Origin of the sequence: Chryseobacterium cupriresistens (genome assembly GCF_046614675.1) — a bacterium.
Taxonomy (GTDB): Bacteria; Bacteroidota; Bacteroidia; order Flavobacteriales; family Weeksellaceae; genus Chryseobacterium; species Chryseobacterium cupriresistens.
Window position 1 is genome coordinate 1 of sequence record NZ_JBKKJT010000014.1, and the last position, 26,834, is coordinate 26,834.

At 36.5% G+C, this 26,834-nt stretch carries 25 protein-coding genes; 19 read left to right on the top strand and 6 right to left on the bottom strand.

Annotated features, from left to right (window positions below; translation table 11 throughout):
- Window positions 1-189: 189 nt before the first annotated feature.
- From ACLI50_RS22105 to cobT, 3 genes are read right to left on the bottom strand one after another with little or no spacing between them, the layout of a single operon-like run.
- Window positions 190-744 carry a histidine phosphatase family protein gene (locus ACLI50_RS22105; RefSeq protein WP_411414650.1) on the bottom strand — a complete coding sequence of 185 codons (555 nt, stop codon included), beginning with the start codon at window positions 742-744 and terminating at the stop codon, window positions 190-192.
- Window positions 729-1,511, bottom strand: a complete 783-nt coding sequence (locus ACLI50_RS22110) for an adenosylcobinamide-GDP ribazoletransferase (protein ID WP_411414651.1) — start codon at window positions 1,509-1,511, stop codon at window positions 729-731. The genes ACLI50_RS22105 and ACLI50_RS22110 overlap by 16 nt, the downstream gene beginning before the upstream one ends.
- On the bottom strand, window positions 1,512-2,516 hold the full coding sequence (gene cobT / locus ACLI50_RS22115) for a nicotinate-nucleotide--dimethylbenzimidazole phosphoribosyltransferase (RefSeq protein ID WP_411414652.1): 1,005 nt from the start codon (window positions 2,514-2,516) through the stop codon (window positions 1,512-1,514). It abuts the gene before it with no gap.
- A 443-nt stretch (window positions 2,517-2,959) separates the two neighbouring features.
- Between cobT and ACLI50_RS22120 the strand changes: the two genes are divergently transcribed.
- The 4 genes from ACLI50_RS22120 (at window position 2,960) to ACLI50_RS22135 (ending at window position 7,778) form a co-directional block, all read left to right on the top strand.
- Window positions 2,960-3,712: a nucleotidyltransferase domain-containing protein gene (locus ACLI50_RS22120; RefSeq protein ID WP_280212565.1), complete on the top strand. Its 753-nt coding sequence runs from the start codon at window positions 2,960-2,962 to the stop codon at window positions 3,710-3,712.
- Between the two features lie 85 nt (window positions 3,713-3,797).
- Complete coding sequence (locus ACLI50_RS22125; protein ID WP_280212567.1) at window positions 3,798-5,813, top strand: AAA family ATPase; 2,016 nt, start codon at window positions 3,798-3,800, stop codon at window positions 5,811-5,813.
- A 2-nt stretch (window positions 5,814-5,815) separates the two neighbouring features.
- A complete protein-coding gene (locus ACLI50_RS22130) occupies window positions 5,816-6,712 on the top strand; it encodes an HNH endonuclease (RefSeq protein ID WP_280212568.1) in 897 nt (298 codons plus the stop codon).
- A gap of 1 nt (window position 6,713) precedes the next feature.
- Window positions 6,714-7,778, top strand: a complete 1,065-nt coding sequence (locus ACLI50_RS22135; protein ID WP_280212571.1) for a nucleotidyltransferase domain-containing protein — start codon at window positions 6,714-6,716, stop codon at window positions 7,776-7,778.
- Window positions 7,779-7,864: 86 nt separating this feature from the next.
- Here the strand turns inward: ACLI50_RS22135 and ACLI50_RS22140 are convergent, their stop codons facing one another.
- Entirely contained in the window at window positions 7,865-8,206 is a 342-nt protein-coding gene (locus ACLI50_RS22140; protein WP_280212572.1) for a TfoX/Sxy family protein, read from the bottom strand.
- Between the two features lie 334 nt (window positions 8,207-8,540).
- On the opposite strand from ACLI50_RS22140, the gene ACLI50_RS22145 reads away from it, so the two are divergent.
- From ACLI50_RS22145 to ACLI50_RS22170, 6 genes are all read left to right on the top strand, one after another.
- Window positions 8,541-9,056 carry a DUF2975 domain-containing protein gene (locus tag ACLI50_RS22145; protein WP_280212575.1) on the top strand — a complete coding sequence of 172 codons (516 nt, stop codon included), beginning with the start codon at window positions 8,541-8,543 and terminating at the stop codon, window positions 9,054-9,056.
- A 1-nt stretch (window position 9,057) separates the two neighbouring features.
- Window positions 9,058-9,261, top strand: a complete 204-nt coding sequence (locus tag ACLI50_RS22150) for a helix-turn-helix domain-containing protein (protein ID WP_002980904.1) — start codon at window positions 9,058-9,060, stop codon at window positions 9,259-9,261.
- 206 nt (window positions 9,262-9,467) lie between these two features.
- A complete protein-coding gene (locus ACLI50_RS22155) occupies window positions 9,468-10,340 on the top strand; it encodes an ABC transporter ATP-binding protein (RefSeq protein ID WP_411414653.1) in 873 nt (290 codons plus the stop codon).
- Between the two features lie 2 nt (window positions 10,341-10,342).
- Entirely contained in the window at window positions 10,343-13,585 is a 3,243-nt protein-coding gene (locus tag ACLI50_RS22160) for an ABC transporter permease/M1 family aminopeptidase (RefSeq protein ID WP_411414654.1), read from the top strand.
- Window positions 13,586-13,688: 103 nt separating this feature from the next.
- Window positions 13,689-14,129 (top strand): MarR family winged helix-turn-helix transcriptional regulator, encoded by a 441-nt coding sequence (locus ACLI50_RS22165; RefSeq protein ID WP_110009198.1) that lies wholly within the window; start codon window positions 13,689-13,691, stop codon window positions 14,127-14,129.
- A gap of 6 nt (window positions 14,130-14,135) precedes the next feature.
- The gene (locus ACLI50_RS22170) at window positions 14,136-16,553 is read left to right on the top strand and encodes a TonB-dependent receptor domain-containing protein (RefSeq protein WP_411414655.1); all 2,418 of its coding nucleotides are present in this window, start codon (window positions 14,136-14,138) and stop codon (window positions 16,551-16,553) included.
- A gap of 316 nt (window positions 16,554-16,869) precedes the next feature.
- Here ACLI50_RS22170 and ACLI50_RS22175 read toward each other — a convergent pair whose 3' ends face one another.
- Window positions 16,870-19,125 carry a polyribonucleotide nucleotidyltransferase gene (locus ACLI50_RS22175; RefSeq protein ID WP_395972816.1) on the bottom strand — a complete coding sequence of 752 codons (2,256 nt, stop codon included), beginning with the start codon at window positions 19,123-19,125 and terminating at the stop codon, window positions 16,870-16,872.
- Window positions 19,126-19,564: 439 nt separating this feature from the next.
- Here ACLI50_RS22175 and ACLI50_RS22180 point away from each other — a divergent pair, with 439 nt between their 5' ends.
- Both ACLI50_RS22180 and ACLI50_RS22185 read left to right on the top strand, forming a co-directional pair.
- Window positions 19,565-20,986, top strand: coding sequence for a sugar MFS transporter (locus ACLI50_RS22180; protein WP_062671350.1), 1,422 nt, complete (start codon window positions 19,565-19,567; stop codon window positions 20,984-20,986).
- 126 nt (window positions 20,987-21,112) lie between these two features.
- On the top strand, window positions 21,113-21,472 hold the full coding sequence (locus tag ACLI50_RS22185; protein ID WP_343643135.1) for a DUF4260 domain-containing protein: 360 nt from the start codon (window positions 21,113-21,115) through the stop codon (window positions 21,470-21,472).
- A 386-nt stretch (window positions 21,473-21,858) separates the two neighbouring features.
- Here ACLI50_RS22185 and rpsO read toward each other — a convergent pair whose 3' ends face one another.
- Window positions 21,859-22,128 carry a 30S ribosomal protein S15 gene (gene rpsO / locus ACLI50_RS22190; protein WP_034692246.1) on the bottom strand — a complete coding sequence of 90 codons (270 nt, stop codon included), beginning with the start codon at window positions 22,126-22,128 and terminating at the stop codon, window positions 21,859-21,861.
- A 173-nt stretch (window positions 22,129-22,301) separates the two neighbouring features.
- Between rpsO and ACLI50_RS22195 the strand changes: the two genes are divergently transcribed.
- From ACLI50_RS22195 to ACLI50_RS22225, 7 genes are all read left to right on the top strand, one after another.
- On the top strand, window positions 22,302-22,850 hold the full coding sequence (locus ACLI50_RS22195; protein ID WP_110009193.1) for a pyruvate decarboxylase: 549 nt from the start codon (window positions 22,302-22,304) through the stop codon (window positions 22,848-22,850).
- Window positions 22,851-23,207: 357 nt separating this feature from the next.
- The gene (locus ACLI50_RS22200) at window positions 23,208-23,348 is read left to right on the top strand and encodes a bacteriocin-like protein (protein WP_202839631.1); all 141 of its coding nucleotides are present in this window, start codon (window positions 23,208-23,210) and stop codon (window positions 23,346-23,348) included.
- 32 nt (window positions 23,349-23,380) lie between these two features.
- Window positions 23,381-23,527 (top strand): bacteriocin-like protein, encoded by a 147-nt coding sequence (locus ACLI50_RS22205; protein ID WP_171006356.1) that lies wholly within the window; start codon window positions 23,381-23,383, stop codon window positions 23,525-23,527.
- A 150-nt stretch (window positions 23,528-23,677) separates the two neighbouring features.
- Window positions 23,678-23,827: a bacteriocin-like protein gene (locus tag ACLI50_RS22210; RefSeq protein ID WP_158521347.1), complete on the top strand. Its 150-nt coding sequence runs from the start codon at window positions 23,678-23,680 to the stop codon at window positions 23,825-23,827.
- A 347-nt stretch (window positions 23,828-24,174) separates the two neighbouring features.
- The gene (gene mgtE, locus ACLI50_RS22215) at window positions 24,175-25,497 is read left to right on the top strand and encodes a magnesium transporter (protein WP_202839636.1); all 1,323 of its coding nucleotides are present in this window, start codon (window positions 24,175-24,177) and stop codon (window positions 25,495-25,497) included.
- 26 nt (window positions 25,498-25,523) lie between these two features.
- Window positions 25,524-26,264 carry an ABC transporter substrate-binding protein gene (locus ACLI50_RS22220; RefSeq protein ID WP_411414656.1) on the top strand — a complete coding sequence of 247 codons (741 nt, stop codon included), beginning with the start codon at window positions 25,524-25,526 and terminating at the stop codon, window positions 26,262-26,264.
- 55 nt (window positions 26,265-26,319) lie between these two features.
- Window positions 26,320-26,787 carry a cupin domain-containing protein gene (locus ACLI50_RS22225; protein ID WP_411414657.1) on the top strand — a complete coding sequence of 156 codons (468 nt, stop codon included), beginning with the start codon at window positions 26,320-26,322 and terminating at the stop codon, window positions 26,785-26,787.
- Window positions 26,788-26,834: the final 47 nt, after the last annotated feature.

Genomic DNA, 26,834 nt, shown 5'->3' on the forward strand with positions numbered 1-26,834 from the left:
CAGATAGATTTTGAAGAAAGTAGGGTAAAAATCAAAGACGTTCACCCTACGCAAGCTAACTCAAGGTCGCTTTTATAAATATAAATGTATAAAAAATATTTGGAAGTTAACACAGAATCTAAAGCCGATTGAAAATTATAATCTTTATCAAACGGACTAAAGTCCGTTCCTATTGAATAAAAACGGTAATTATACATTCATCTTTTTCACTGAAAAAACTCCTTCATTCACATGAATGATCACCTTCCTTCCATAATCAATCTGAACAGCAAACATATTCTCCAGTGGAAACTGAAGTACCGCCTGAAGGATCAGACGAATAACTCCGGCATGCGTAACTATAAGTGCTTTTTCCAGATCTTTTCTTTGAATGAATTCATTCCAGAAGCTGAGAACCCGGGTTTGCATTTCAAGGAGATTTTCACCGCCCGAGGCTTTTACACTCACAAAATCCTGATACCACGGATTGATTTCTTCTTCTGAAATATCCGTCCATTTTTTCATTTCCCAGTTCCCGAAATTCATTTCACGAAGTCTTTCATCTGTTTGATAATCAAATTTAAAATAATCAGCCAAAAGACGACAGCGTTGAGAAGGACTTGAAACAATTACGTCGTAATGCTTGTCTATTTCCAACATTTTAAAATCTTCAGTGAAATCTTTACGTAAAGGCATTTCAGCAAAACCATAACACAGGTTTTCCGGATTTTCTACAGCAGTATGCCGGATTACATGAATTTCCATACGATGATTGTTCCTAAATAAAATAAAACTTCACAAACCTGCTGTACTGAACCCAAGCAATCACCTGTATACCCTCCGATATGCTTTTTAAAATACCAGCCCAGATACATTTTCCCCAGATACGCGAGAGCAAAAGCAAAAATCAAACGCCAGTCCTGAACCAGGGCAAATGCAATTAAAACACTGATAAATCCTACCAGCAACGCCGTCTTATCCAACGGTTTATTGGCTAAAGGTTTTGATTTGCTTACATCAATATCAGTGACATACTGGTGAGTATAGATCATCGTTCCTGCAATAAAACGGCTTACCGTATGCCCTAAAATAACAATGAGTAAAACGCCCACCGGATTATTCATTCCTAAGGTCTGAATACTATAAAATTTTAAAGCAAAAAGCAAAATGATCCCTATTGTACCATATGCTCCTACCCGGCTATCCTTCATGATTGTCAGGATTTTTTCTTTTCCATAACCGCCCCCGAAGCTGTCGCACATATCTGTAAAGCCATCTTCATGAAAAGCTCCGGTCAGCAAAACATTGGAAATCATCATTAAAACAATCCCGATTTCAAGATTAAAAAGCAATGTAGAAAGATAAAGAACCAAAGCGTTGATGAAGCCTACGATCAAGCCTACCCAGGCAAAATATTTCTGAGATTTATTCATAATCTCGCTGGAGTACGGAATGGTAAACGGAACCGGAATTCTCGTGAAAAACATGAGTGCCGTTGCAAAGTAAATCAGTTCATTTTTTATAGCTTTCATTTAGTTTTTATTTGATACATCTGCATCTTCGAAACTTGACATTTCATTCAGAAAATTAACGGCACTTTGAATAATCGGATAAGCCAATGCACAGCCTGTTCCTTCACCAAGGCGCAGATTCAGATTGAGAATGGCCTGTTCTCTCATTAATCCCAACAGCTGAGGATGGGCATTTTCATTGCTTACATGGCAGAAGATACAGTTGTTCAATACTTCAGGATTCTTTTTCCAGACCGTGGCTACAGCAACTGTTGCGATAAAACCATCTACCATGATCAGCATATTGTGGTGATAAGCTTCTTCTATGGCTCCAATCATTTGGGCAATTTCCAATCCCCCAAAGGTCTGGGCTATTTCATCCTCAGACATTTCAGAAGGATATTTTTCTATGGCCTGTGTTAAAATACTGATCTTATTGTCAAGCTGATGATCATTCAGTCCCGTTCCACGTCCGATGCAATTGATAATCGGAATGTCAAAGAGCTTGCTCATCATCAAAGAAGAAGCGGAAGTATTGCCGATTCCCATTTCACCGAACCCAATGATATTGCAGCCTTTTTTAGCAATATCATTCACCACTGCTTTTCCATTTTTAAGCGCCTGATGGTATTCTTCAGGAGTCATGGCAGGTTCTTCCAGAATATTACGGCTGGATTTTCTTACTTTTTTATCAATGAGATTCAGTCCTTCCGGGAAATCAAAGTTCACTCCTGCATCTACAATTTTAATGTTGATACCATTCTGTCTGCAAAAAACATTAATGGCAGCACCTCCGCCAAGGAAGTTCATCACCATCTGATAGGTGACCTCCTGTGGATAGGCACTTACTCCTGCAACAGCAATCCCATGATCGGCCGCAAAAACTACCATATGAGGATTCAATAACTGTGGTGAAGTGGTTTTCTGAACCATTCCGATTTTGTGGGCAATATGTTCAAGATGTCCTAATGCGCCTAACGGTTTTGTTTTAAAATCAATTTTATGCTGTAATTCTGATGATAACATGGATGTTTATAGTTACGTTAAATGGAAAAGTGCAATATTAGTAAAATCCAATGAGTCTTTTCTTTTGTCTTGACACAAAAGAAACAAAAGGTCAAACCTTGAAAATTGAGCTAAAAATAAAATGTGTTCTCTAAAAATTCTAAACTCGTGCGAATTCATTATTACTTTTTTGTATCAACATATTCGTCGCACTCAGACAGGAGAATTTTCTTAACGTTCACACAATTTATTTTTTTAACGCCCAATTTTCAAAAGTCAAAAAATTTTAGCCCACAATATTCACTTACTCACCAACCCGAACCCCGCCACTCACAAACTCTCAAACTCTCCCACACTCAAACCCTAAACTCCATCCCCACGAAACCCGCACCTCGAAACTTAAAAAAGCTACGCGAGTACATTGCGCACTTCATCTTTTACTTTGCATCATCAATACAAAAACAATGACACCAAAAATACTTGAAAAAATAAAAGAAATAGAAGCAGCACGGGGCGTGGAAGTCCTTCTTGCTGTAGAATCAGGCAGTAGAGCCTGGGGTTTTGCGTCTCCTGACAGTGATTATGATATACGTTTTATATACCGTCATGAAAAAGACTGGTATCTTTCTCCCTGGGATAAGGATGAAACGATAGAATTTATGACAGAAGATGATCTGGACGGCTCTGGCTGGGATCTGCGAAAGACGTTTCATCTGTTGTTAAAGTCAAACGCGGCTTTGCTGAGCTGGTTTCATTCTCCTATCGTTTATAAAGCGGATGAAAAGTTTGTAGAACTGTTCAAACCTTTGGCTCCTGCATGCTTTTCTCCGGTTGCGGTTTCTTATCATTATCTGAGCATGAGCAAGAAATATCTGGAAGCCTGCAGACATGATGAAGTAAAATTAAAAAGCTATTTTTATTGTTTACGAACCACATTAACAGGAAAATGGATCATAGAAAAAGGAACGGTTCCTCCTGTACTGTTCAATGACCTGCTTGTTTTGACAGATGATGATACCAGACGTAAAATAGAAGATCTTGTCACCTTAAAAGCAACCAAAGGAGAACCTTACTACCATCCGAACGATTGGGAACTGTTTGATTTTCTGGAGAGAACAGTCGCTGAAAATGAAGAAAAATCGAAAGGTTTACCTGGAGGAAAGGCGGATAAAGGTGAGATGGAGAGGGTTTTTAGGGAGATATTAGAGAAATGTTAGGGATTACGGGAAACCGTAGTTCATTTTTTAGAAACTATATTGAAATATTAATATATTAGAAAAAACTAAATAATTCTATAAAACTATGAGACTTGTAGCAATATACTTAAATGACCATTTTTTGTTTTCTGACACAGTACTAAACCTTGGAGGAAAATACATTTATGATGTTAAATATAAACAAGATAATAAATATGAAATAACCAAAGTTCCAAATACAAATCATATTGAAAATTTTTGGGGTAATAATATATCATTAGTCTCTGCAATTGTAGGAGAAAATGGATCAGGAAAAACTAGCCTTTTTAGAAACTTAAATAAAACATTTTCTCCTTATGACAGACAGGATAAAATCTCTAATTCTATTTTTATTTTTGAAAATTTATCAGAAGACAGCTATTGTTATTTCTCTGAAAAATTTGAAATTGATGAGGCTGCTAAAATTAAGAAGAATGAAATTGAAACAATTTATTATTCTCCGGTTATTGATTATGATTTAATTGATATTAACTCACCAATAAGTATGATACAATATTATAGTGAATCAATTTCAACATTTTATATTCAAAATATTCAAAGACATTTATTTTTCCTAAAAAATACTGATTTACTTGAAAGTCTAAAAAAATCATATGATCACTTTCCTTTCTATGAAAAATTAACAATCAAAGCGAATCAATTGTATAGAGATGATTTTGAAAAAGTTTATATACAATCAACAATTGGAAATAGTTTTTACAGAGTTAGAAATAATTTAATGCAATTAGCAAAAAATAATGGTTTTTGTTTTTCTAATGAAAATGAAGTTGAAGAATATTTTAATAGAAACGACAGCTTACAAGAGGAATTAAGAAATGTTTGGAGTAGATATAAAAATTCAAAAGAATCTTCTCATCTGTTACACGATGGAAAAGATTTTAAAAAAAATTTAGAAATAAATATTTTGTCACTATTAGTTATCAATGATACTTTTACGATAAACAACGATAACGGAAGTTATGACTTTAACAAAATCCTGGACGCAGAAAACTTCAAAGAAAAATTACACCATTTTTTCAATAAATACATCATACAGACAAGCCGTTTTTTTTACCAAATTTTACGAAAAGAGAAAGAAGAATTAGGAATTGAAGATTCTGAAACTCTATTAAGAGAACTAATGGATAATCCTAGCTTAAAAGGAGGTAATTTACCGGGTGGATTTAAAATCGAACCTATTAATAGAATAATAAAAAATCATATCCTTATTTTTAGGAGTATACTTGATTTTTACAATCAAATAAATCAACTTATAAATGAAGAATCTACTACAGAAATTGAAGGTGGACTTGAAATAGATATTACAAAGTTAGATTTAGAATCTTTCAATAAATTTATTAAAACATATGAATTTTTAAAAGATGAATTAACGGATTCATTACCTACTAAGAGTAGAGACATATTAGAAATTAAACCCACAAAAAAACTGTCGACAGGAGAAAAAGCTCTATTAGATTTATATTCTTCTATCTATGATTATTTGAAAAGATTTGGAGATCATCAATATAATGAAAATTGTATCTTTTTATTAGATGAAGCTGATTTAGGATTTCATCCAGAATGGAAAAAAAAATATATTAACGCTCTCATAACTACTTTACCTATTTTAATTAGTTCTGTAAAAGATAAAATTAAAAATTTACAGATTGTTTTTGCAACACATGACCCTTTAACTCTGTCAGATATTCCAAATAGAAATGTTGCTTACTTAAAAAGAGGAATTAAAACAGAAGTTTTATCAGAAAATCAAAAACCTACAAAATCTTTTGGCGCAAACATTACAGATTTATTATCTGATAGTTTCTTTATTAAAGATGGTTTAATGGGAGATTTCGCAAAAGAAAAAATCGAAGAGGTTATTAAATATTTAAATGGTAATACAAGTCTAATAACGGACAATGTTGAAGCAAAAAAAATAATTAACATTATTGACGAACCAATTCTTAAATACAAATTAGAAGATATGTATTTTGAGAAATTTCCTGAAGAATATAACAAAGAAAAGGAGATTGAGGAATTAATAAAAAAAGCACAAGAATTAGGATTAAATATTCAAAAATAATCATGTTAAACATAAATCCAACAAAAGAAGCAATTGATTTCCATAATGAAAAAGTTAGTAAGCTATTCAAGGAAACCATTAAAAAGGGATATATATTACGAGAAAAAACTCAAAAAAATCTTGCCTCAGAATTTCTGTCCTTTTTAGATAGATATAAGGATGAACTGATAAGTGCTAAGCCGGAAAGATTACTTGAAATAAATAAGGAATTCGAAAAGAAGGGGCTATCCAGTCATCAATTAAAGCTAATAAAAAGTTTTTTTATTCAAACTGGTTATAATAATTTCCCAAATAAAGAATTTTTAAATTTATTAGAAATTGATACCTGTGTATATTGTAATCGAAACTATACATTAGATTTTGATAAACTTAATAATGCACGAGCCGAGCTTGATCATTGGTTCCCAAAAGAAGATTATCCGATTCTTGCATTGAGTTTTTATAATCTAATTCCAAGTTGTCATTCATGTAATCACATTAAACATAATAATGCTCCAGATGGAGGTTGGGACAATGCATTACAAAACATTAATCATCCATATTTAGATGATAAAACTTCTATATTTTCTTTTAGCTATTTTTTTAGTTCTATTAATCAACCAAAGGCAATCATAAAATCAACTAGTGAAAAAGCAAAAAAAACCATTGAATTTAATAAAATCGATAAGATTTATGAAACTCAATCTACTAGAGAGCTCAAAGACTTATTAGATTTACGTTATAAATATTCTCAAAATTATTTAGATAATTTGTTAAACAAAACATTCACAGAAGAATTCTCAATGTCTAAAGAAGAGGCATATAGAATGGTTTTCGGCATAGAAGCTAAAGAAGAAAATTACCATAAAAGACCTTTTTCAAAATTTAAAAAAGATATTCTTGATGAATTATTAAAGTAGTATGACCATCCAAGACCTAAAAAACAAAAACCTCCTCCTCTTCGAAGCCATTTCCGGAAGTAGAGCTTTTGGGCTGGCGACGGAGAATTCTGATACGGATATCCGCGGGATATATTATTTGCCGAAGGAAGATTTTTTTGGACTGAACTATATTCCGCAGATTTCCAATGAAACAAATGATATCACCTATTATGAAATCGGGAGGTTTGTAGAACTGCTTCAGAAAAACAATCCTAATATTCTGGAAATTCTGGCAAGTCCTGAGGATTGTATTCTGTATAAACATCCGCTGATGGATCTGCTGAAAACGCAGGATTTCCTATCCAAACTATGCAAAGACACTTTTGCAGGCTATGCCGTTTCCCAGATTAAAAAGGCAAAAGGTCTCAATAAAAAGATTGTCAATCCGATTGATAAAGAAAAAAAATCGATCCTGGATTTCTGTTTTATTTTGGATGGACAAGGTTCTGTCCCATTGAAAAGATGGCTGGATGAGGATGGTCTCTCACAGGAAAATTGCGGATTGATAAACATTGATCATACCAAGGGAATGTTCGCTTTATTTTATGATGAATCGGGAACATTGGGATATAAAGGAGTTATTCAGAATGAAGAAGCGAATCAGGTTTCTGTATCCTCTGTTCCTAAAGAGGAAAAACCGGTTGCTTACCTGTTTTGTAATCTGGATGCGTATTCTGTGTATTGCAAAGATTACAGGGAATACTGGAAATGGGTGGCTGAGCGCAATGAAGAACGTTACAATGTTAATCAGACTCACGGACAGAATTACGACAGCAAGAATATGATGCACACCATACGACTTCTGCAGTCCTGCGAACAGATTTTTAAAACCGGTTCACTAACGATCCGTGTAGAAGACCGTGATGAACTTTTAGATATCAAAAGTGGCAACCAGTCGTATGAAAGTGTAATGCAAAGGGCAGAAGATCTTATTCAATCTATAGAAAATCATTATTCTACCACCACTCTACCCGACTCTCCGGACCTGGAGAAAACCACAAAAATATTAATTCAGATCAGAGAAAAACTGTATAATCATGAATGATAAACGATAAATGATAAATGATGAGTGATGAATAGTGGGATTGGTGAATTCCATCACTCCCACTCTCAAACACTCAAACCCGAAACTCATTTCTTCGCCGCCTTCGCCAATGGATTATAATCAAGACATATTTTAATCCAATACTCAAAATCATCTGCTTTTTTAAAACCTATGGGTTCTACATAGCAATAGCCATTTAACTGTTTCCCTTTCATGATCATTGGAAGAAAGCCTTTCTTTTCCGAAACCTCATCTTCCAGTTCGGGATTGTAGCGGCACATCAGATTATCATGACTGATGTTGATGCACATCTTTCCGTTCACCAGAAAAGACAGTCCGCTGAACATTTTCTTTTCCTCGACCTCTATATTATTTTCCATTGAAAGCCGTTCACGTACACGGTCTGCAAGTTCAATACTGTAAGCCATGATTTCTTTTTTTTTGATGTATCCTTTTTAATAATAATGGCTTCGACAGGTTCAGCCTGACAGCACTTAAAAATTTCGGCTGGTATTCCAGTTGCCACCCTGAGCCTGTCGAAGGGTATTAATAAGAAAACCTTATAATCATTTCTTGAGTATTACTTAAAGGATAAGTTGATCAACTTTTCTCTTATTAAAATTAATAAAAAACTGTGATTAACACCTTATTTTTTTAGCATTATTGATGAATTCAAAATTTAAAAATTAAAATTTTATTTAAATAAATTATTGTTTTACGATAATTAATTATACATTTGCAATAGTAATTACAATTCATATCATGAACCAGACCAAAATTATTGCAAGAATTTTATTCTATATCTGTGCCTTACTTTCGGCCGGATATTTAGTCACTTTTGGGTATTCCCTATTCTGTCTTATGAGCGGATTTGCGGTCACGCCTTATAAAGATGGCCAGTTCCTTCACATCAATTATCCGTTTACAGAACAACCGTTTCTGAATATCGAAAACAATTATCCTTATATGATCTTTTCCTTTATGTTGGTGCTTATCACTTATGGAATCTTTTTCTGGTTATCTGCCAGGGTTTTCAAAGTGTTTTTCCAACAAAAACTGTTTACTCAGGAAAATATCATTCAGCTTAAGAGATTTTACCTGTACAATATTTTCATTCCGCTTCCTCTGGTTATTATCGCGAGTTTCTTTGTGGAAGTAGAAAGTATAATATGGGGACTGGTGTTTATTCACTTTATGCTTGGAATTTTCTGTCTGTTTCTTGCGAATATCTTTAAGCAAGGACTACATTTGCAAAACGAACAAGACCTATTTATTTAAAATGCCAATTATAGTCAACTTAGATGTGATGCTTGCCAAACGAAAAATGCAGAGTAAAGAATTGGCAGAAAAACTGGGTATCACGCCCGTGAACCTTTCTATCCTGAAAACCGGTAAAGCCAAAGGTGTCCGCTTCGATACCCTTGAAGCCATCTGTAAAATCCTGGAATGCCAGCCGGGAGATATTCTTGAATTTAAAGAGTAAACGAGTTGCAGGATGCGAGTTGCGGGGTTTGAGGGTTTGAGAGTTGGAGAGTTGGAGAGTTTGAGGGTGAGAGCGTTTGAGAATGATCTGTAAAACTTCCACTTCTAACCTCTAGCTTCTAGCCTCCTGCCTCTAGCTTCCAGCCATTAACTTCTAAACCAGCTGCCAAAAGGCCGCCTGTCCTTCTATTCCCCAAACACAACGTTATGAATACATTATCCATCAACAACCTTAGCCTCACCTATAAAAATGGATTTCAGGCTATTAAAGACATTTCACTCGACATCAAAAACGGTATGTTCGGGCTTCTTGGTCCCAACGGAGCCGGAAAATCTTCTTTGATGAAAACCATTGTCGGACTTCAGAAACCGACCTCCGGAACAATACTTTTCAACGGAGTGGACATCGCCAAAAACCCTGATTATATTAAACAGAATCTCGGATTTCTCCCACAGGATTTCGGAGTATATCCCAAAGTTTCAGCCTATGATCTGCTAGAACACATTGCCATTCTGAAAGGCATTAATGATAAAAACCAACGTAAAAACCAGATTCTGGGTCTGCTGGAAAAAGTCAACCTTTCTGATTTTGCGAAAAAAGAAGTTCATACCTTTTCTGGCGGAATGAAACAGCGTTTTGGTGTTGCCCAGGCATTACTGGGAGATCCGAAAATCATTATTGTAGATGAACCAACGGCAGGGCTGGATCCTGAGGAACGCAACCGCTTCAATACACTGCTCAATGATATCAGCCAGGATGTTATCGTTATTCTGTCTACGCATCTCGTTGAAGATGTCAGAAACCTTTGCTCAGAAATGGCAGTGATGAATCATGGGCAAATCCTTCGAAAAGGAAATCCGGGCACATTGATTGCTGAGCTGGACAACAGAATCTGGTCAAAACCCATTGACAAAAATGAACTGGAAACCTATTATTCCAGTTATGAAATTATCAGCAGGCAGCTTCTGGAAAGAGAACTCCACATCACTGTATTTTCTGAAGAATCTCCGAAAGATTTCAGCCCTGTAACACCTTTGCTGGAGCACGTTTACTTCCATACACTCACCCAAAAACCTTAATCATGAACGCGATATTCTTATTTGAAGCCGGACGCTCTTCCAAGCACTGGCTCACCTATCTTGTGCCCTTACTTTTAATAGGAATGGGCATCTTTTCTGGCAATCAGTTCAATCTTTCAGTAGGAGAAGGGATTTATTTAAACTCTCCCTACACCATTGGTTTTATGACCGGAATGCTGAGCCTTGCCGTGATTTTTTTCGCTACGGTTTATGCCTTGCAGCTGCTTTTTAAAGACCAGGATTCAAAATTTGACAGTATTCTGTTTTCATTCCCATTGTCAAAACTCACTTACCTGAAAGGAAAATTCTATGCTTATTTTTTACAGACGTTTTTAAGTTTTTCTTTCTTAATGACAGGATTTATAATAGGGCAGATAATGCGGACGGGAAGTGAAATGCAGGAAGGTTTTAACATTGTCCATTATCTATACCCTTTATTCATATTCGGTTTTATCAACAGTTTATTTGTCTGCAGTTTCCTTTTTCTCATTGCATTTATTGTCAGGAAAAAACTGCTGATTGTAGTAGGCGGACTGCTTCTGTATGTTTCTTACATGATTATCCTGTTGTTTTCCAATTCACCCTTTATGGCAGGAAGTCTTCCCCAGTCACTGGAAACGCAACAGTTTTCGGCTTTAATAGATCCTTTTGGATTATCCGCTTATTTTATGGAAGCCCGTGATCTCACAGCTCCTCAGAAAAATATTCAACTGGTACCTTTCTCTGGTTATCTTTTGTTTAACAGAATTTTATTCTCTTTTATATCTGTTGGAATTCTTCTGCTTTCGTATAGATTATTTTCTTTCTCCAATACCTCAGGAAAGAAAGTAAAAACATTAGGAAATACTCTTACATTTTCTGAAACCAATAAAGCAGATTATTCCACAGTGAAGCCAGACTTTGGTTGGAAGAACTCATTTCGATCTGTCTTATCTTTTGCAAAAACAGACCTTACTTATCTGTTTAAAAGTGCTGCTGTTCCTGCCGTTTCCATACTGTTGTTATTTTGTATGGGAATGGAAATGTATGCCGAAATTGAAAAAGGCATCCGCCTTCCGCAGAAATATGCAGGTTCCGGACTTATGGCAGCAACCATTTCGGAAAATTTTCATCTGCTGGGTCTTCTGATTTCTGTTTATTTTCTGAATGATATTTATTGGAGAAGCCAGTCTTCGGGGTTTTATCTGATTGAAAACAGTACTTATTTATCAAAAAACCGGTTAACCGGACATTTTATCTCCATCAGTTTTCTGCTGTTTTTCTTCACCGGAATTGTAATTATTCAGGGCATTATTTTTCAGGCGGCTTATCAGTATTTTCATATTGATTGGAATGCTTATCTCGGTGTTTGTCTTTTCAACACTTTCCCATTGATGCTGTTTTCCGGATTGATTCTTTTGATAAATGACAGAATTCCCAACAAATTCATAGCCCTTGGAGTTTCCATCCTTGCCGTTTTTATAGTATCAGGTCCGCTTTCGGGGAAATTGATACCCTACCCTCTTTTCAGAATATTCTCAGATTTTAAAGGGACTTACAGTGAGTTTAACGGCTATGGAATTTATGAAAAAGCTTTTCTACAAAGACTTTTATTCGGAACGGGGATTATCAGTATTTTATGGATGCTCAACAGCATTATAAAAATTAAAAAAGTTCCTGTACTTGCATCTGGCTTCAGTATCATTCTGCTCATCTCAGGAATCTTTGCCGGGGTATTGTTTATGAAAGGATATATTCCAAAAAATGAAGATCAGGCTATTCTAAGCTCGGCAGCATATGAAAAAAACTATCGAAAGTATGAAAAACTTCCACAACCGGATATCACCGATATTGCTACAGAAATTAAACTGTATCCTTCGAAAAATGCTTATCAGATTGTTGGAAAATATATCCTTAAAAATCAAACCAATCAACCTATCAATAAGGTTCTGATCAATTTTAATAAAGATTTAAAACTGGAATCTGCTGTGATAAAGTGTGGTACTGAAATCTCAAAAATTAATACCCATATTACAGAAGTTTCATTACAAAAACCTCTTCAACCAGGCAAGACTGCTTCTCTTGATTTTACATTATCTTATCAATGGTTTGCGGTCAATGGACACCAGTCTTTCAATGCCATTATTGAAAACGGATCTTTTATGAGAATCAGCAGGTATTATCCAACAATTGGATATCAGAAGGATAATGAAATTCAGGATGAAAAACAACGCAGCCAATTCAGCCTTGGAAAACTTACTGAACTGAAGAAACCGGAAGCCCCTGAAGTTTCAAAAAGGGATTTTATCAATCTTACGATGATGATTTCCACCGAAAAGAAACAAACAGCCATAGGAACAGGAGATCTTGTCAGAAAATGGTCACAGGCCGGGCGCAACTATTTTAAGTATAAAGCAGATCAGATTCCTTTCCGGTTTGCAGTTTCTTCAGCAGAATACAAGGTAAAAAGTATGAATTATAAAGGAATTGACATCAATCTCTTTTATCATCAGAAACACTTTGAAAATGTGAATCACCTTCTTGAAAATGCAAAGCTTACTTTAGATTACTGTCTGCAGAATTTCGGGCCATACCCTTTTAAAAGCATCAATTTTGCGGAGATTTCTTCTTTTACCAGAGGTTTTGCCGCTACAGCCTATCCTTCTGCTGTTTTTATGCCTGAGGATATGGTTTTCCACGCCAATATTCTGGCGGATAAGAAACAGGATGTCATCAATGAGCTGGCAGGTCATGAACTTTCCCATCTCTGGTGGGGCAGCAGCCAGATCGACCCTGATGACAGAGAAGGTTCTGTGATGCTTACTGAAACCCTCGCCATGTATACCGAAATGATGCTCTACAAAAAAATGCATGGCAAAGAAAAAATGATGGAAAGAATCAACGTACATCAGCAGATCTATGACAATGAAAAAGGACTGTCTGAAAATGTACCGATCTACAAAGCAACCGGAGACGTACCTCATATTTCATATTCCAAAGGAGCCGCAGCAATGGTAGAATTGAGTAACTTAATCGGTGAAGATAAAGTGAACCTGGCTTTGAAAAATTTCCTCAATAATAATCAATATCCAAAGAAACCTGGTTCATTGGATCTGATCAATGAGTTTTACAACGTTGCTCCGGATATTTCCACCAGAAAACAAATCGACAGATTATTTAAAACCACAGAAAATATAAGGTTTACTTCAGGGTCAAAAACTGCTCCTGTAAAGGCAAAATCCAAAGAATCCGGTAACAGCTTTTAATTTTTTTTTGAAAAAATTTTTCAGGAATTGTAACAAAGTAAAATGATGATTTACTAATTAATTGATATATCAATAATTGATACATCATTTTAAATCTGAAAATATGGAAAAATTAAATTCAATCATATTCTACAATATAGACAAAGCGATCAGATCTTACAGAAACTATGCTCAGCGCCAGCTGAAAGCATATGGTTACACGATCACTATTGATCAATGGCTTATCATCAAAGCAATTCTGGAAAACCCGGGAATTACCCAGAATGAAATTGGTGATCTGGTTTTTAAGGACAATGCTTCTGTCACGAGAATGATTGATTTAATGGTAAAATCAGAATACATTATCAGAAAAGTTCATCCTGAAGACCGAAGAAAAACCCTGCTGGAAGTGACAGATTCAGGGGTAAAAGTAATTAAAGAGGTTCAGAATATCGTAGAAAAGAACCGAAAAACAGCTTTAAAGGGCATCAGCAACGAAGAACTGGAAGTGATGTATTCAGCTTTACTGAAAATTTCAGAAAACTGTCTCAACCCTAAAAAGTAAAACGCTATGACCAGAATATTCTCACTTATTATTGTCTGTATGCTGATGCTGTTCAGCAGCAGGATCTCTGCCCAGCAGGCAATGCAGAGTTTGACTTTGTCAGGAAACATAAAATCCGACAAAGCAGAGCAGATGGAGATCAATCTCTTTGATGCTGATCAGAAATTGATCAAAACAGAAATTGCTGATAACAGCGGTAAGTTCAATTTTAATGATTTAAAAGAAGGAACTTATCAGGTAAAAATTAATAAAAACGGTACTGAGGTTTATCACTCGGAAAATATTTCATTAACCGAAAATAAGACCCTCAATCCCATTGACCTGAATGTAAAATCGATCGAAGGAGTAACGATCACCAAAACCAAGCCTCTCATTGAAAGACAGGATGGAAAGATGATCATGAACGTTGAAAACAGTATTGCAAGTACCGGAAATTCCGCTTTTGAAGTTCTGGAAAAGGCTCCGGGAGTGAATATTGACAATAACGACAATATCAGTCTTCGCGGAAAAGGAAACCTTCTGATCCAGATCGATGGTAAAAATACTCCCATGACGGGAACTGATCTTGCCAATTATCTAAAGGGAATCCCCTCTTCCACCATTGAAAAGATAGAGTTCATCACCAATCCTTCTTCAAAATATGATGCAGCAGGATCGGCCATCATTAATATTAAACTTAAAAAGGAACAGAGAAAAGGAACTAACGGAACTATTTCAAGCTCTCTGGGATCGGGTAAATATGTAAAAAACAACAACAGTTTCAGCATCAACCACAGGAATAAAAACATTAATATTTTCGGAAATTACAGCTTTGCGTACAGGGAAGCTTACAACGGATTGGTTCTCGACAGAAATTTCTATGAAGCCAATACCTTTAAGAAAGCGTATGTGCAGGATAATTATCTGAAATTCAAATTCAACAGCCATGTGGCCAAAGCGGGAATGGATTATTATCTGAACGACAAGAATGTGCTTGGATTTTCTGTGGGACTTATTTCCAACAAATTCAACATCAACGGAGACAATTCCAACGTCACACTGGGCAGCAGCTACCTTCCTGAAAGTACTTTTACAACAGTCAACAGATCGAATGACCGCTGGACCAATGTTTCATTCAACCTTAATCATAAATATACGATTGATTCGCTGGGTTCTGATATTTCTACCGATTTTGACTATATCAATTACGCCAACTCATCTTTGCAGAGCTTTGATACAAGAACGCATGATATTTCCAGCGGTACAGACAACCTCGACATTATCAAAGGTGATATGGACGGAAAACTGAATATCTACTCTTTAAAATCTGATCTTACAAAAAACTTCAGCAACGACTGGAAGCTGGAAAGCGGAGTAAAAACCAGTTTTGTAAAGACAGATAATGACCTGAAATTCTTCAACGCCAGTTCAGGGGTTCCTGTTCCGGATCTTGGAAAAACCAATCATTTTATTTATGAGGAAAACATCAATGCAGTGTATGGAAATTTGTCCAAAAAATGGGAAAAATTTAAAGCTACAGCAGGTTTAAGAGTTGAAAACACCAATGTAAAAGGAACTCAGATTACCACCCATCAAATCAATAAAAGAAATTATACCCAACTGTTTCCAAGCGCTGTTCTCAGTTATGATCTGACGGATAAAAGCAACATTGAAATCAATCTCAGCAGAAGAATTACAAGACCAAGCTACAACCAGCTGAATCCTTTCAAATTCTATCTTGATCCTACCACAATGAAAGCCGGAAATCCTGATCTGAACCCTCAAATCACGATGAATTATGAATTAACCTACAGTCTGAGTAATAAATACTTTGCCACTTTAAGCTACAGCAGGAATTCTGATAATATCACAGATATCTTAAAACCTGTCATAGAAAACGGGCAGATTGTAACCGTACAGACGATTGAAAACCTGAATTCGGCTTCTTATTTCGGATTAAACCTGATCGCTCCGGTAAAGGTGACCCAATGGTGGGATATGAATAACAGTGCCAATTTCTATTATGGCTCCTACACAGGAAATGTCTCCGGAACCCAGATCAATAATAAAGGGAATTTTACATTCAGCATCAACAGTATTAATTCCTTTAAGCTGGGAAATGGTTTCACTGCTGAACTTACAGGAAATTACAAAGCCAGAGAAATTTATGCTTATCTGAATGTGAGCCCGAACTGGTACCTCAACGTTGGAGCACAGAAGAAGTTTAAAAATAACAGTGTTCTGAAGCTTTCCTTCACTGATGTCTTCTTTACCAGCAATATCAAAGGGCAAACGGTGTATAATGATTATTTAGAAAACTTCGCGGTGAAAAGAGATACCCGTGTCGCGACCCTCTCCTATACTTACAATTTTGGTTCTTCCAAAAACGGACAGCCCAGAAAAACAGGCGGTGCTGAGGATCTGAAGCAGAGAGTGGGAAATTAATTGTAAGAAGTTGGAAAACGCAAAGACGCGAAGAAGGAGAAATAAAATACTGTATTTAAGACGCAAAGATTTTATCTTCGATAAAATTGAGCACCAAATAACTGTACCTGTATTTTAGTCTCTCACGATTGGGCAGGCAAAGCAAATGCAAAAAATAAAACAATATGCTTGCTGAAAATCTTCGATTTTCTTGCGCCCTAATCAATATTAAATTAAAATTACTTTGCGCCTTTGCGTTTTCCAACTTATAACTTATGGTATAAAAAGCAAAAATCCCTCAAATTGAGGGATTTTTTATGTTTAAGAATGAATCTTATTAAGCTTCGTTAGATGGAGTTTGGTTTTCCACGGGTTTTTCGCTTTGTGGCTTTTCACCTTGTGGTTTCTGTCCTTCCGGTCTTCTTTGTCCTTCTGGTCTTTTCTGCCCTTCAGGTCTACCTTGTCCTTCCGGTCTTGGAGGTCTTGGTAAAAGAACTTTACGGGAAAGTTTCATTTTCTTACGGTCATCATAACCCATGAACTTCACTTCTACCTCATCACCTTCTGCATAAGGAACTTTGTCCAGACGAGCCCACTCAATTTCAGAAATGTGAAGAAGTCCTTCTGTTCCTTTAGCAATCGCTACGAATGCACCAAAGTCCATTACTTTCACTACTTTACCTTTGTAAACTTCACCAACAACCGGTACGAAAGTAATTTCATTGATCTTAGCAATAGCAGCATTGATTTTTTCTCTGTCTGTTCCTGCAATTTCGATACGTCCGATTTCTCCCATCTCTTCGATAGCAATAACCGTATCTGTATCTTTCTGTAACTGTTGAATAATTTTTCCACCAGGCCCGATTACAGCTCCAATGAAATCTTTTGGAATCTCCATAACCACCATTTTCGGAGCGTGAGGCTTCACATCTGCTCTTGGCTGGGAAATCGTTTCCGTGATTTTATTAAGGATGTGTAATCTTCCGTCTTTAGCCTGCATCAAAGCTTTCTCCATGATATCCATAGAAAGTCCCTGGATTTTGATATCCATCTGACAAGCTGTGATACCGTCTGCAGTACCTGTTACTTTGAAGTCCATATCTCCAAGGTGATCTTCATCTCCCAAGATATCAGAAAGTACGGTAAATTTACCTGATTTTGTATCGGTGATAAGACCCATTGCAATTCCTGAAACAGGTTTTGTAATCTGAACCCCTGCGTCCATCAATGCCAGTGTACCAGCACAAACTGTTGCCATTGAAGAAGAACCATTAGATTCTAAGATATCGGAAACAATTCTGATTGTATATGGATTTTCTGCCGGAATTACTGCTGTTAAAGCTCTTTGAGCTAAGTTTCCGTGCCCTACTTCTCTTCTTGAAGTACCTCTTAAAGGTCTTGCTTCACCTGTAGAGAATGGAGGGAAGTTATAGTGTAAGAAGAATCTTTCGTCGTGCTGCGTGATTACGCTGTCGATCATGTTGGCATCTTTTACAGAACCCAGAGTTACCGCAGTCAGAGACTGAGTTTCTCCTCTTGTAAAGATTGCAGAACCGTGAGCTCCCGGAAGATAATCAATTTCTGACCAGATTGGACGGATTGTCTGAGGATCACGACCATCAAGACGGATATTGTCTTCAAGGATCATCTGACGCATTGCTTCTTTCTCTACATCATGGTAATATACTTTAACGAATGGAGTTACTCTTGCCAATTCCTCTTCGTCTTTAGCATATTGTGCTAAAAACTCTTCAAGAACCGCTTTGAATTTTTCTCCTCTTTCTTCTTTATTTGATGGAGTTTTTGCTACTTCATATACTTTATCATAGCACTCTTTCCATACTTTTTCACGAATTTCTTCATCGTGATCTTCGTGGCTGTATTCTCTTTTAGGGAAAGATTTTCCTACTTTTTCAGCTAATCTCTCCTGAGCTTCAATCTGTTTTCTGATCTCAGCGTGAGCGAAGTTGATGGCTTCAAGCATTTCCTGCTCAGAGATCTCCTTCATTTCTCCTTCTACCATTACGATGGAGTCTTTAGTAGCTCCCACCATAATGTCGATATCTGATTTTAATAAGTTTTCATAACTTGGGTTAACAGACAATTGTCCGTCAATTCTTACGACTCTTGCTTCAGACATTGGTCCGTTGAAAGGGATATCTGTAATTGCAATAGCTGCAGAAGCTGCCAGACCTGCCAATGCTTCAGGCATTACTTCTTTATCGTAAGAAATCAATGAAATCATCACCTGTACTTCCGCATGGAAATCTTCAGGGAAAAGAGGACGTAATACTCTGTCCACCAATCTCATTGTAAGCACTTCATCATCAGATGGTTTTGCTTCTCTACGGAAGAAATTCCCAGGAATTCTTCCACCTGCGTAGAATTTTTCTCTGTAATCTACCGTTAATGGTAAAAAGTCTACACCAGGATTGGCTTCTTTATTGGCTACAACAGTTGCTAAAAGCATTGTTCCGCCACATTTCACTACTACAGATCCGTCAGCCTGCTTAGCCAGCTTCCCCGTTTCAATAGTGATTTCCCTGCCGTCTGCAAGGGTAATCGTTTCTGTAAACGCTTGAGGTATACTCATAAATTTGCTTCTTTATACTCCGTATTGAGTATGATTAATATTTAAACTCTTTAAATTTTCGTTTGCAAAGGTACTATATAATAATGATATATTAAATTTTTCGATTGCTTTAATAGGTGTTTAAAATACAAAAAATTGGCTATCAATTGATGAAAGTTTGAAAATTTGCATTAGTAATCTGAACTTATTCACTATTTACGAAAATAAAAAAGTGTTTTTTTGAGGATAATGTATTGAAAAATCCCGTCGTTTTTGTATTATTGTCTCAAAAAATGAAAATAACATATTGATCTGAAAAAAAGTATTTATTTCATTTTAAAAATGATTAAAATTATTGCAAACCAATAGGCTGATCCCTATATTTGCCCTACTTCACCAATTACAATGCTGTAGGCTAAAAAAGTTAAGGAACTATCCTTATCCAGATAAATAAATGTTTATGATTAATAAAGAAGTACAATCTCAAAGCAGGAATTATACGGTTCCGTTGATTACCATTACCCTGCTGTTTTTTATGTGGGGATTCATCACCTGTATGAATGACATCCTGATTCCCTATCTGAAGCAACTATTCAATCTTACCTTTTTCGAATCCATGCTGGTACAGTTCTGTTTTTTCGGGGCTTACTTTATCGGATCGCTGATTTATTTTATGATTTCCATCACGAAAGGAGATCCCATCAATAAATTAGGGTATAAAAAGGGAATCCTGTTCGGAATTTTTCTGGCCGCATTCGGCTGCGTTCTGTTTTATCCGGCAGCTACGTTCTCATATTATCCGCTGTTTCTGGGAGCTTTGTTTATTTTAGGATTGGGCTTTACGGTACTTCAGATTACTGCGAATGCCTATGTTTCGCTATTAGGAAGTGAAGAATCTGCTTCCAGCCGGCTGAATATGACTCAGGCATTCAATGCATTCGGAACCACCATTGCACCGGTACTTGGAGGTCACCTGATTTTTGAATTTTTCTCATCTCCGGACGGATCATTCAGTGCGGTAGCGACAAGAATTCCTTACCTTATTTTTGCAGGTATCCTTTTACTGGTTGCTTTATTGATTTCCAGAGTGAAGCTTCCTTCCTTCCAGATGGGTGAAGAAGAAATCGTAAAAGGCTGGGGAGCTCTTGAATTCAGCCACCTGAAATTCGGAGTATTTGCCATGTTCTGCTATGTAGGCGGAGAAGTTGCCGTAGGAAGTTTTATCATCAGTTTCCTGGAGCAGCCACAGATTATGGGCTTTAATGAGATCATCAGTAAAAATTACCTTTCCTTATATTGGGGAGGAGCGATGATTGGCCGTTTTCTGGGAGCCATCTCTTTAAATCAATCCATAAGCCAAAGCAAAAAGGCTCTATATATGCTGGGAGCGGCGGCGGCTGTTTTCCTTGTGATTTTCAGCATTGTCAATCTTACTTTCAGTCAGATCAGCTTTTTCATTGTGTTTATCATCCTTAATTTCATTGCTTTTTTCGTGGGTAAAGCAGCTCCGGCAAGAACATTATCCATTTTTGCAGCAATCAATGTTGCCTTGTTGATTTCTGCAATGGTAAATCATGGTGAGCTGGCGATGTACAGTATTTTAGGAATCGGAATTTTCAATTCTATTATGTTCTCAAATATTTACACACTGGCTATTTCAGGACTGGGTAAATATACCAGCCAGGGATCTTCATTAGTGGTAATGGCTATTCTGGGAGGCGCTATTGTTCCGATATTCCAGGGATATCTTGCCGATCAGTTTGGAGTACAGCATTCATTTATTATTCCTGTATTCTGTTATCTGGTAATTCTGATATTCGGAGCGTACTGTACCAAATATCTGGGTCATGTAGAAAGCACCGAAACAAAGTCCGGGCATTAAAATCAAATTCAAATCAAAATGTATAAGGCGGAATATCTCAAAGGTATTCCGCTTTCTTTTTCCAATCCTAAAATGTAACTTTCATATGAAAAAATTGACTTATTTTAAAGATCAGTACAATAAATTATGAAAATACAGTTAAAGCTTGAATACGCTGCATTTCTCCTGTTAGGAATCTATGCCTTTGCACAGACAGGATATTCCTGGTGGTGGTTCGCCGGACTTTTCCTCGCACCGGATATTTCTATGCTGGGATATACGGTTAATAATAAAGCGGGCGCTTTCTTCTACAATCTCTTCCATCATTTAGGAGTAGCCATTATCGTTTATTTTGCCGGAACAGCCTTGTCTCTGCCCTATTTACAAATGATCGGAGCTGTTATGTTTTCTCACTCTGCGTTTGACAGAATTCTGGGGTACGGTTTAAAGTATCCTGATAGTTTTCAGAATACGCATTTGGGGAAGATTGGGAAGAAGGCTGAATAGTGATGTTGAAAACCACCCCGTCAAAAATTCTTTGAATTTTCGCCACCCCTCCGAGGGAGGGGAATTATAACGTCTTTAGTTGTGACGTTGGTCAGGATTGGAGTTTTAGTTGAGGCTTTTCTTGTTGGTTTAATACGGCTGGATTCCTACGGAATGACACAATTGGCGTATTGGTCTATCCATACAGTTTGCCATTCCGTAGGAATCTAAATACTCTTTTATCATCACATGAAATTCTAAGACTTTAAGAAATTTAAGTTCTTCTCAACCATTTCGTATTTTCTAAAAAAACTTTTGTGGCTTTTGTGGTTAAAAATCCCCTGTTGCGTAAAAACAAAAAAGCAACCTCTTTCGAAGTTGCTTTTTATTTTGAAAATCTTTATAGATTATTTTCTTAAACCTAGTTCAGCAATAATTGCTCTATATCTTGCGATATCTTTGTTTTTAAGGTAATCTAATAAACTTTTTCTCTTACCTACCAATTTCACTAGAGATCTCTCTGTGTTGAAATCGTGACGGTTAGCCTTTAGGTGCTGAGATAAGTGATTGATTCTGAAAGTGAAAAGAGCGATTTGTCCTTCAGCACTTCCTGTGTCTTGTGCAGATTTCCCGTGTTTTGCGAAAATTTCCTGCTTTTTGTCTGTTGTTAAGTACATTCCAATATTGTTTAATGATTATTATGTAACGGGTGCAAAATTACGACTATTTTTTGATTCTGCAAACATTATTGATTTCATATATCAAATTTGATAGAAAAAAATGTTAAAAATTTCTTAATAATTTGTATGCCATCCAACGAAAAGGCAGTAATTTTGCATTCGAATTACAAATGAAAAAAATTATATTCTTTACAGCGGTTACTACTTTTTTATTCATCGGATTTACAACGGTAAAAGCCCAGAAAAATGCCGATGATAAAATAAAAAAAGTTCTTTACTTCAATCCCGAGGTAGAGCCTGATATTGACGAAATAAAAGACCCTACCAATAACGCTTTCTTCGATGCCGTAACCGACAATTTCAGCGGCAGAAAAAATAAAATGCTCCGTGCAGAAGTTCAGGTTCCCTATGACAGCATTGATAAACAGACTATTGTAGATTACTGTCTCAACAATGATGCAGATTTTGCCATTGTTTCCAAAGTGAGGTATTTCAAAGTTGGATTTGGAAAGTATGTTTTCTCCAATCAGGTGGTGGTGAGTATGAAACTTTTTGGTGCTGACGGCAATCTTGTCACCGAAAGCGATCACGATACCTACCGGAAAAACATGCGCCTTCTGGGATCCACAACCAATTCTGTCAAAATAGGTACTGAAGGTGCCATAAAAGGAATCATCAAAAAACTGAGAAAGCTTAAGCCGACGGAAGCGGAACTTTAAGGTTCAATGTTTAAAGTTCCTGGTTTAAGGTTGGAATATACAGCCTTTCATCATCAATGGTCAATTTTGCTTCGCAAGTCAATGGTGAATTTTGTCAGGTAGATTCTTGGGCTTACCGGACATGTTTATCATTTATTATTTATCGCTTATTATTCATCCTTATATTTTCATTTGTATTTTCCCTGCTCTGCATTATAAATATTTTCACATAAATAAAGCACTTGTTATCTCTTACGAACAGGTGCTTTTTATTTAAAATACACTATAAACAACTGATTAACAATTAAATGTTTTCACCAAATAAGGATTTATTAAATATTTTTTACTATTTTAGACCAACATTAAAACCAAAATCTTATGAAAAATCTAAAGAAACTCAGCAGAGAAAAAGCAAAACAAATTAGTGGAGGGTCTATGGAAAGATGCAGCGAAACCAATCCTTGTACTGTCGGATGGTGCTGTTTCGGAATCTGTTCCCCCTTCATCTGTATTGAATAAAAGATAAAACTAAATCATTTAAATCAAATCTCATGAAAAATCTAAAAAAACTCAGCAGACAAGTGCAAAAGGAAATTAAAGGCAGCGGACCTTTCAAAAGATGTACAGAACATTATGAATGTCCGGGCGGGTCATGTTGTCACAACACCTGTGTTATCGATCCATGTCCTCTGGAGTAAATATGATCATTACAGACACCTGCATTCGTAGGTGTTTTTATTTAAGATATCAATAAATTTTTGATTCATACTAAAATATTTTCACCTGCAAATGAATAATATAGAAATATTTACTATTTTAGTCTTACATTAAATCTAAACTATAACGCTATGAAAAATCTAAAAAAACTCAGCAGAGAGGCTGCGAAACAAATTAATGGCGGCATAGGACCGTTCAGATGCAGTATAACAAGACCATGTTCTGTGGGATATTGCTGCAATGGAGAATGTCTTGATCATGACTGTCCGATAGAGCCTTAATCTTAACTATATTTGATCACCATGAAGAATTCAAATCTTAAGAGGCTGAACAGGCTGGAGCAAAAAAATATTAAAGGCAGCGGAATAAAAAAGTGTGGTGACAATTCAGATTGCGGACCATACCAATGCTGTACAAATGCTGTCTGCATCTACATTCCCACCTCAGAATGCGAACCAATGTAAAGAATATTGGAATTTAAAATTTAATTTTTGCACATCCGCTTCGGCGGGTGTTTTTTTTGCTCTTATACTGAAGCCATAAACTTTAATTAATCCTTAATTTTGCCAGTTTATTGCTCAGTCTTAAAAATTTGAATTATTTTTGCATATCCAAAAAATTTCACGTTTTGAATTCTAGAGACGAACTTATCTTCAACCCTGCCGATATTGCCGAAACTCTCAGCGAACTTCCTGCTGATGAGAGGCTGCTCGCGTTTCTGAAGGTTCCGAAAGAATACAAAGCAGAAGTATTTTCACACCTTGATCCTGATTTCCAGGAAGAAACCATCAGAAGTATCGGAAGCGATGAAGTTTCTGAAATTCTGAATGCCATGACTCCGGATGACAGAACGGCTCTTTTCGAGGATTTCCCGGATGAGCTGATCAAGTATTCCATCAACCATCTTAATCCGCAGGAAAGAAGGATTGCCTTAAAGCTTCTTGGCTACAATTCGGATTCGATTGCCCGTCTGATGACCCCTTATTATATCCAGATCCGTAAGGAATGGACGGTAAAAAGATGTCTTCAGCAGATCAAAAAGGTAGGAAAAAGAGTGGAAACCATGAACTACCTGTATGTGGTAGACGAAAGAAACCGCCTGATTGATGACCTTGCCATCGGAACTTTACTGCTGGAAGAGGAAGACACTCTGGTTTCTGATATCACAGACAACCATTTTGTAGCCATTACAACGACAACTTCCAAAGAGGATGCCGTAACCTACTTCGAAAAGTATGACCGTGGTGCTCTTCCTATTATTACAGAAGCAGGTGTTCTGGTAGGAATTGTGACTATTGATGACATCCTCGATCAGATTGAACAGCAGAATACGGAAGATATCCAGAAATTTGGGGGATTGGAAGCATTGGATCTTCCCTACACCCAGACTTCATGGACTGAGATGATCAAGAAAAGAGCCACCTGGCTGATCATTCTGTTTGTTTCGGAAATGCTGACTGCCTCTGCAATGGGATATTTTGACAAGGAAATAGAAAAAGCCGTTGTTCTTGCTCTATTTGTACCACTGATTATTTCCAGTGGAGGAAACTCAGGATCCCAGGCAGCCACCCTGATTATCCGTGCTATGGCTCTTCAGGAAATCAATCTGAAGGATTGGTGGTATGTCATGAAAAAGGAAATTATCTCCGGATTATGTCTTGGAGCCATCTTGGGAATTATTGGGTTTATACGAATCATGCTCTGGCAGCAAATTGGTCTTTTTGATTACGGCCAGTATTGGGTATATGTAGGATTAAGTGTTTCAGTCTCCCTGATTGCCATTGTTTTGTGGGGAACATTATCAGGTTCTATGATCCCGTTTGTCTTAAAAAAATTAAATCTTGACCCCGCCACTTCTTCTGCTCCATTTGTAGCAACGCTGGTGGATGTTACAGGACTTATTATCTATTTTACCGTAGCCGGACTTTTCTTAACCGGAAAACTTTTGTAATTTTAGGCATCATCTAACATGCCAATATGAAAATCGTTTCACTTGTACCTTCTATTACTGAGGCTTTATTTGACCTTGGACTGACTGAAAATGAAGTGGTAGGAAGAACAAAATTCTGTATCCATCCTCAGGATAAAATAAAAAATGTACCCATAATCGGCGGAACTAAGAATATTAATATTGAAAAAATTAAAGCATTAAAGCCGGATCTTATTATTGCCAATAAGGAAGAGAATGTAAAAGATCAGGTGGAAGCCCTGATGGATGAGCACAAGGTAATGGTCACCAATATTGATACCATTGAGGATAATTACTACCTGCTTAAAAACCTCGGAAAACTTTTTGGAAAGGAAGACAGAGCGCAGCTTTTCAATCTTAAAATTTATGATGTTCTGAATCAGGCAAAACTGGAATCTCCTGTAAAAGCAGCTTATCTTATCTGGAAAAATCCTTATATGACCATTGGTTCTGACACTTTCATCCACAGGATTTTATCTGAAATTGGTTTTGAAAATATTTTTAAAGATAAAACCCGTTATCCCCAGATCACTACTGAAGATCTGGCAGAAGCCGATGTCATTATGCTTTCATCTGAACCTTTTCCGTTTAAAGAAAAACATATTGAAGAACTGCAGGTTTTCTACCCGGATAAAAAGATTATGATTGTAGATGGTGAAGCTTTTTCCTGGTATGGAACCCATATTGCGAAATGTGAAAATTATTTCAAAGAATTGCTGGCCGAGATTCACCTCATGCAGCAAAGCTAATTTTTCACCGTCAACTTTAAACCCAAAACTTTAAACTTTAAACATTGAACTTTATATGTCCGGTACAGCTTTATTATCTGAAGGAGCAGAATTTGATCACGTAATACAGGAAGTTTCAAAATATATTCACTTGTATGTAATGGCGTTTGAAAAAGAGGAAAGAACCATTATACGACTGGAAAAACGTGAAAACATGTATGGAGGAAACGGAACTGTGTATATGATACAAATGTTCGATCAGAAAGAATTAGCCAACAATCGTCTGGCTGCCTATATGGTTTTATTGAATAAAGGGGATGAATCCGGATTTCATACTCACAATCTGAGAAATGAACAGGAGCTGTACGTTGTGGTGCACGGAACCGGAGAATATCGTGAAAGAACCGGAACAGATGGACCAATACGCAGGAAAGTGCTGCAGAAAGGCGATATTACAGCGATCAGTTCTATAGGCTATCATTCTATTGAAAACACGGGAGATGAGCCTTTAATTATGTTTGTGATCACCACCAACAATCCATAAAAAACTCCGGCAGATGAGCCGGAGTTTATATTTATAGTCAGTTTCTA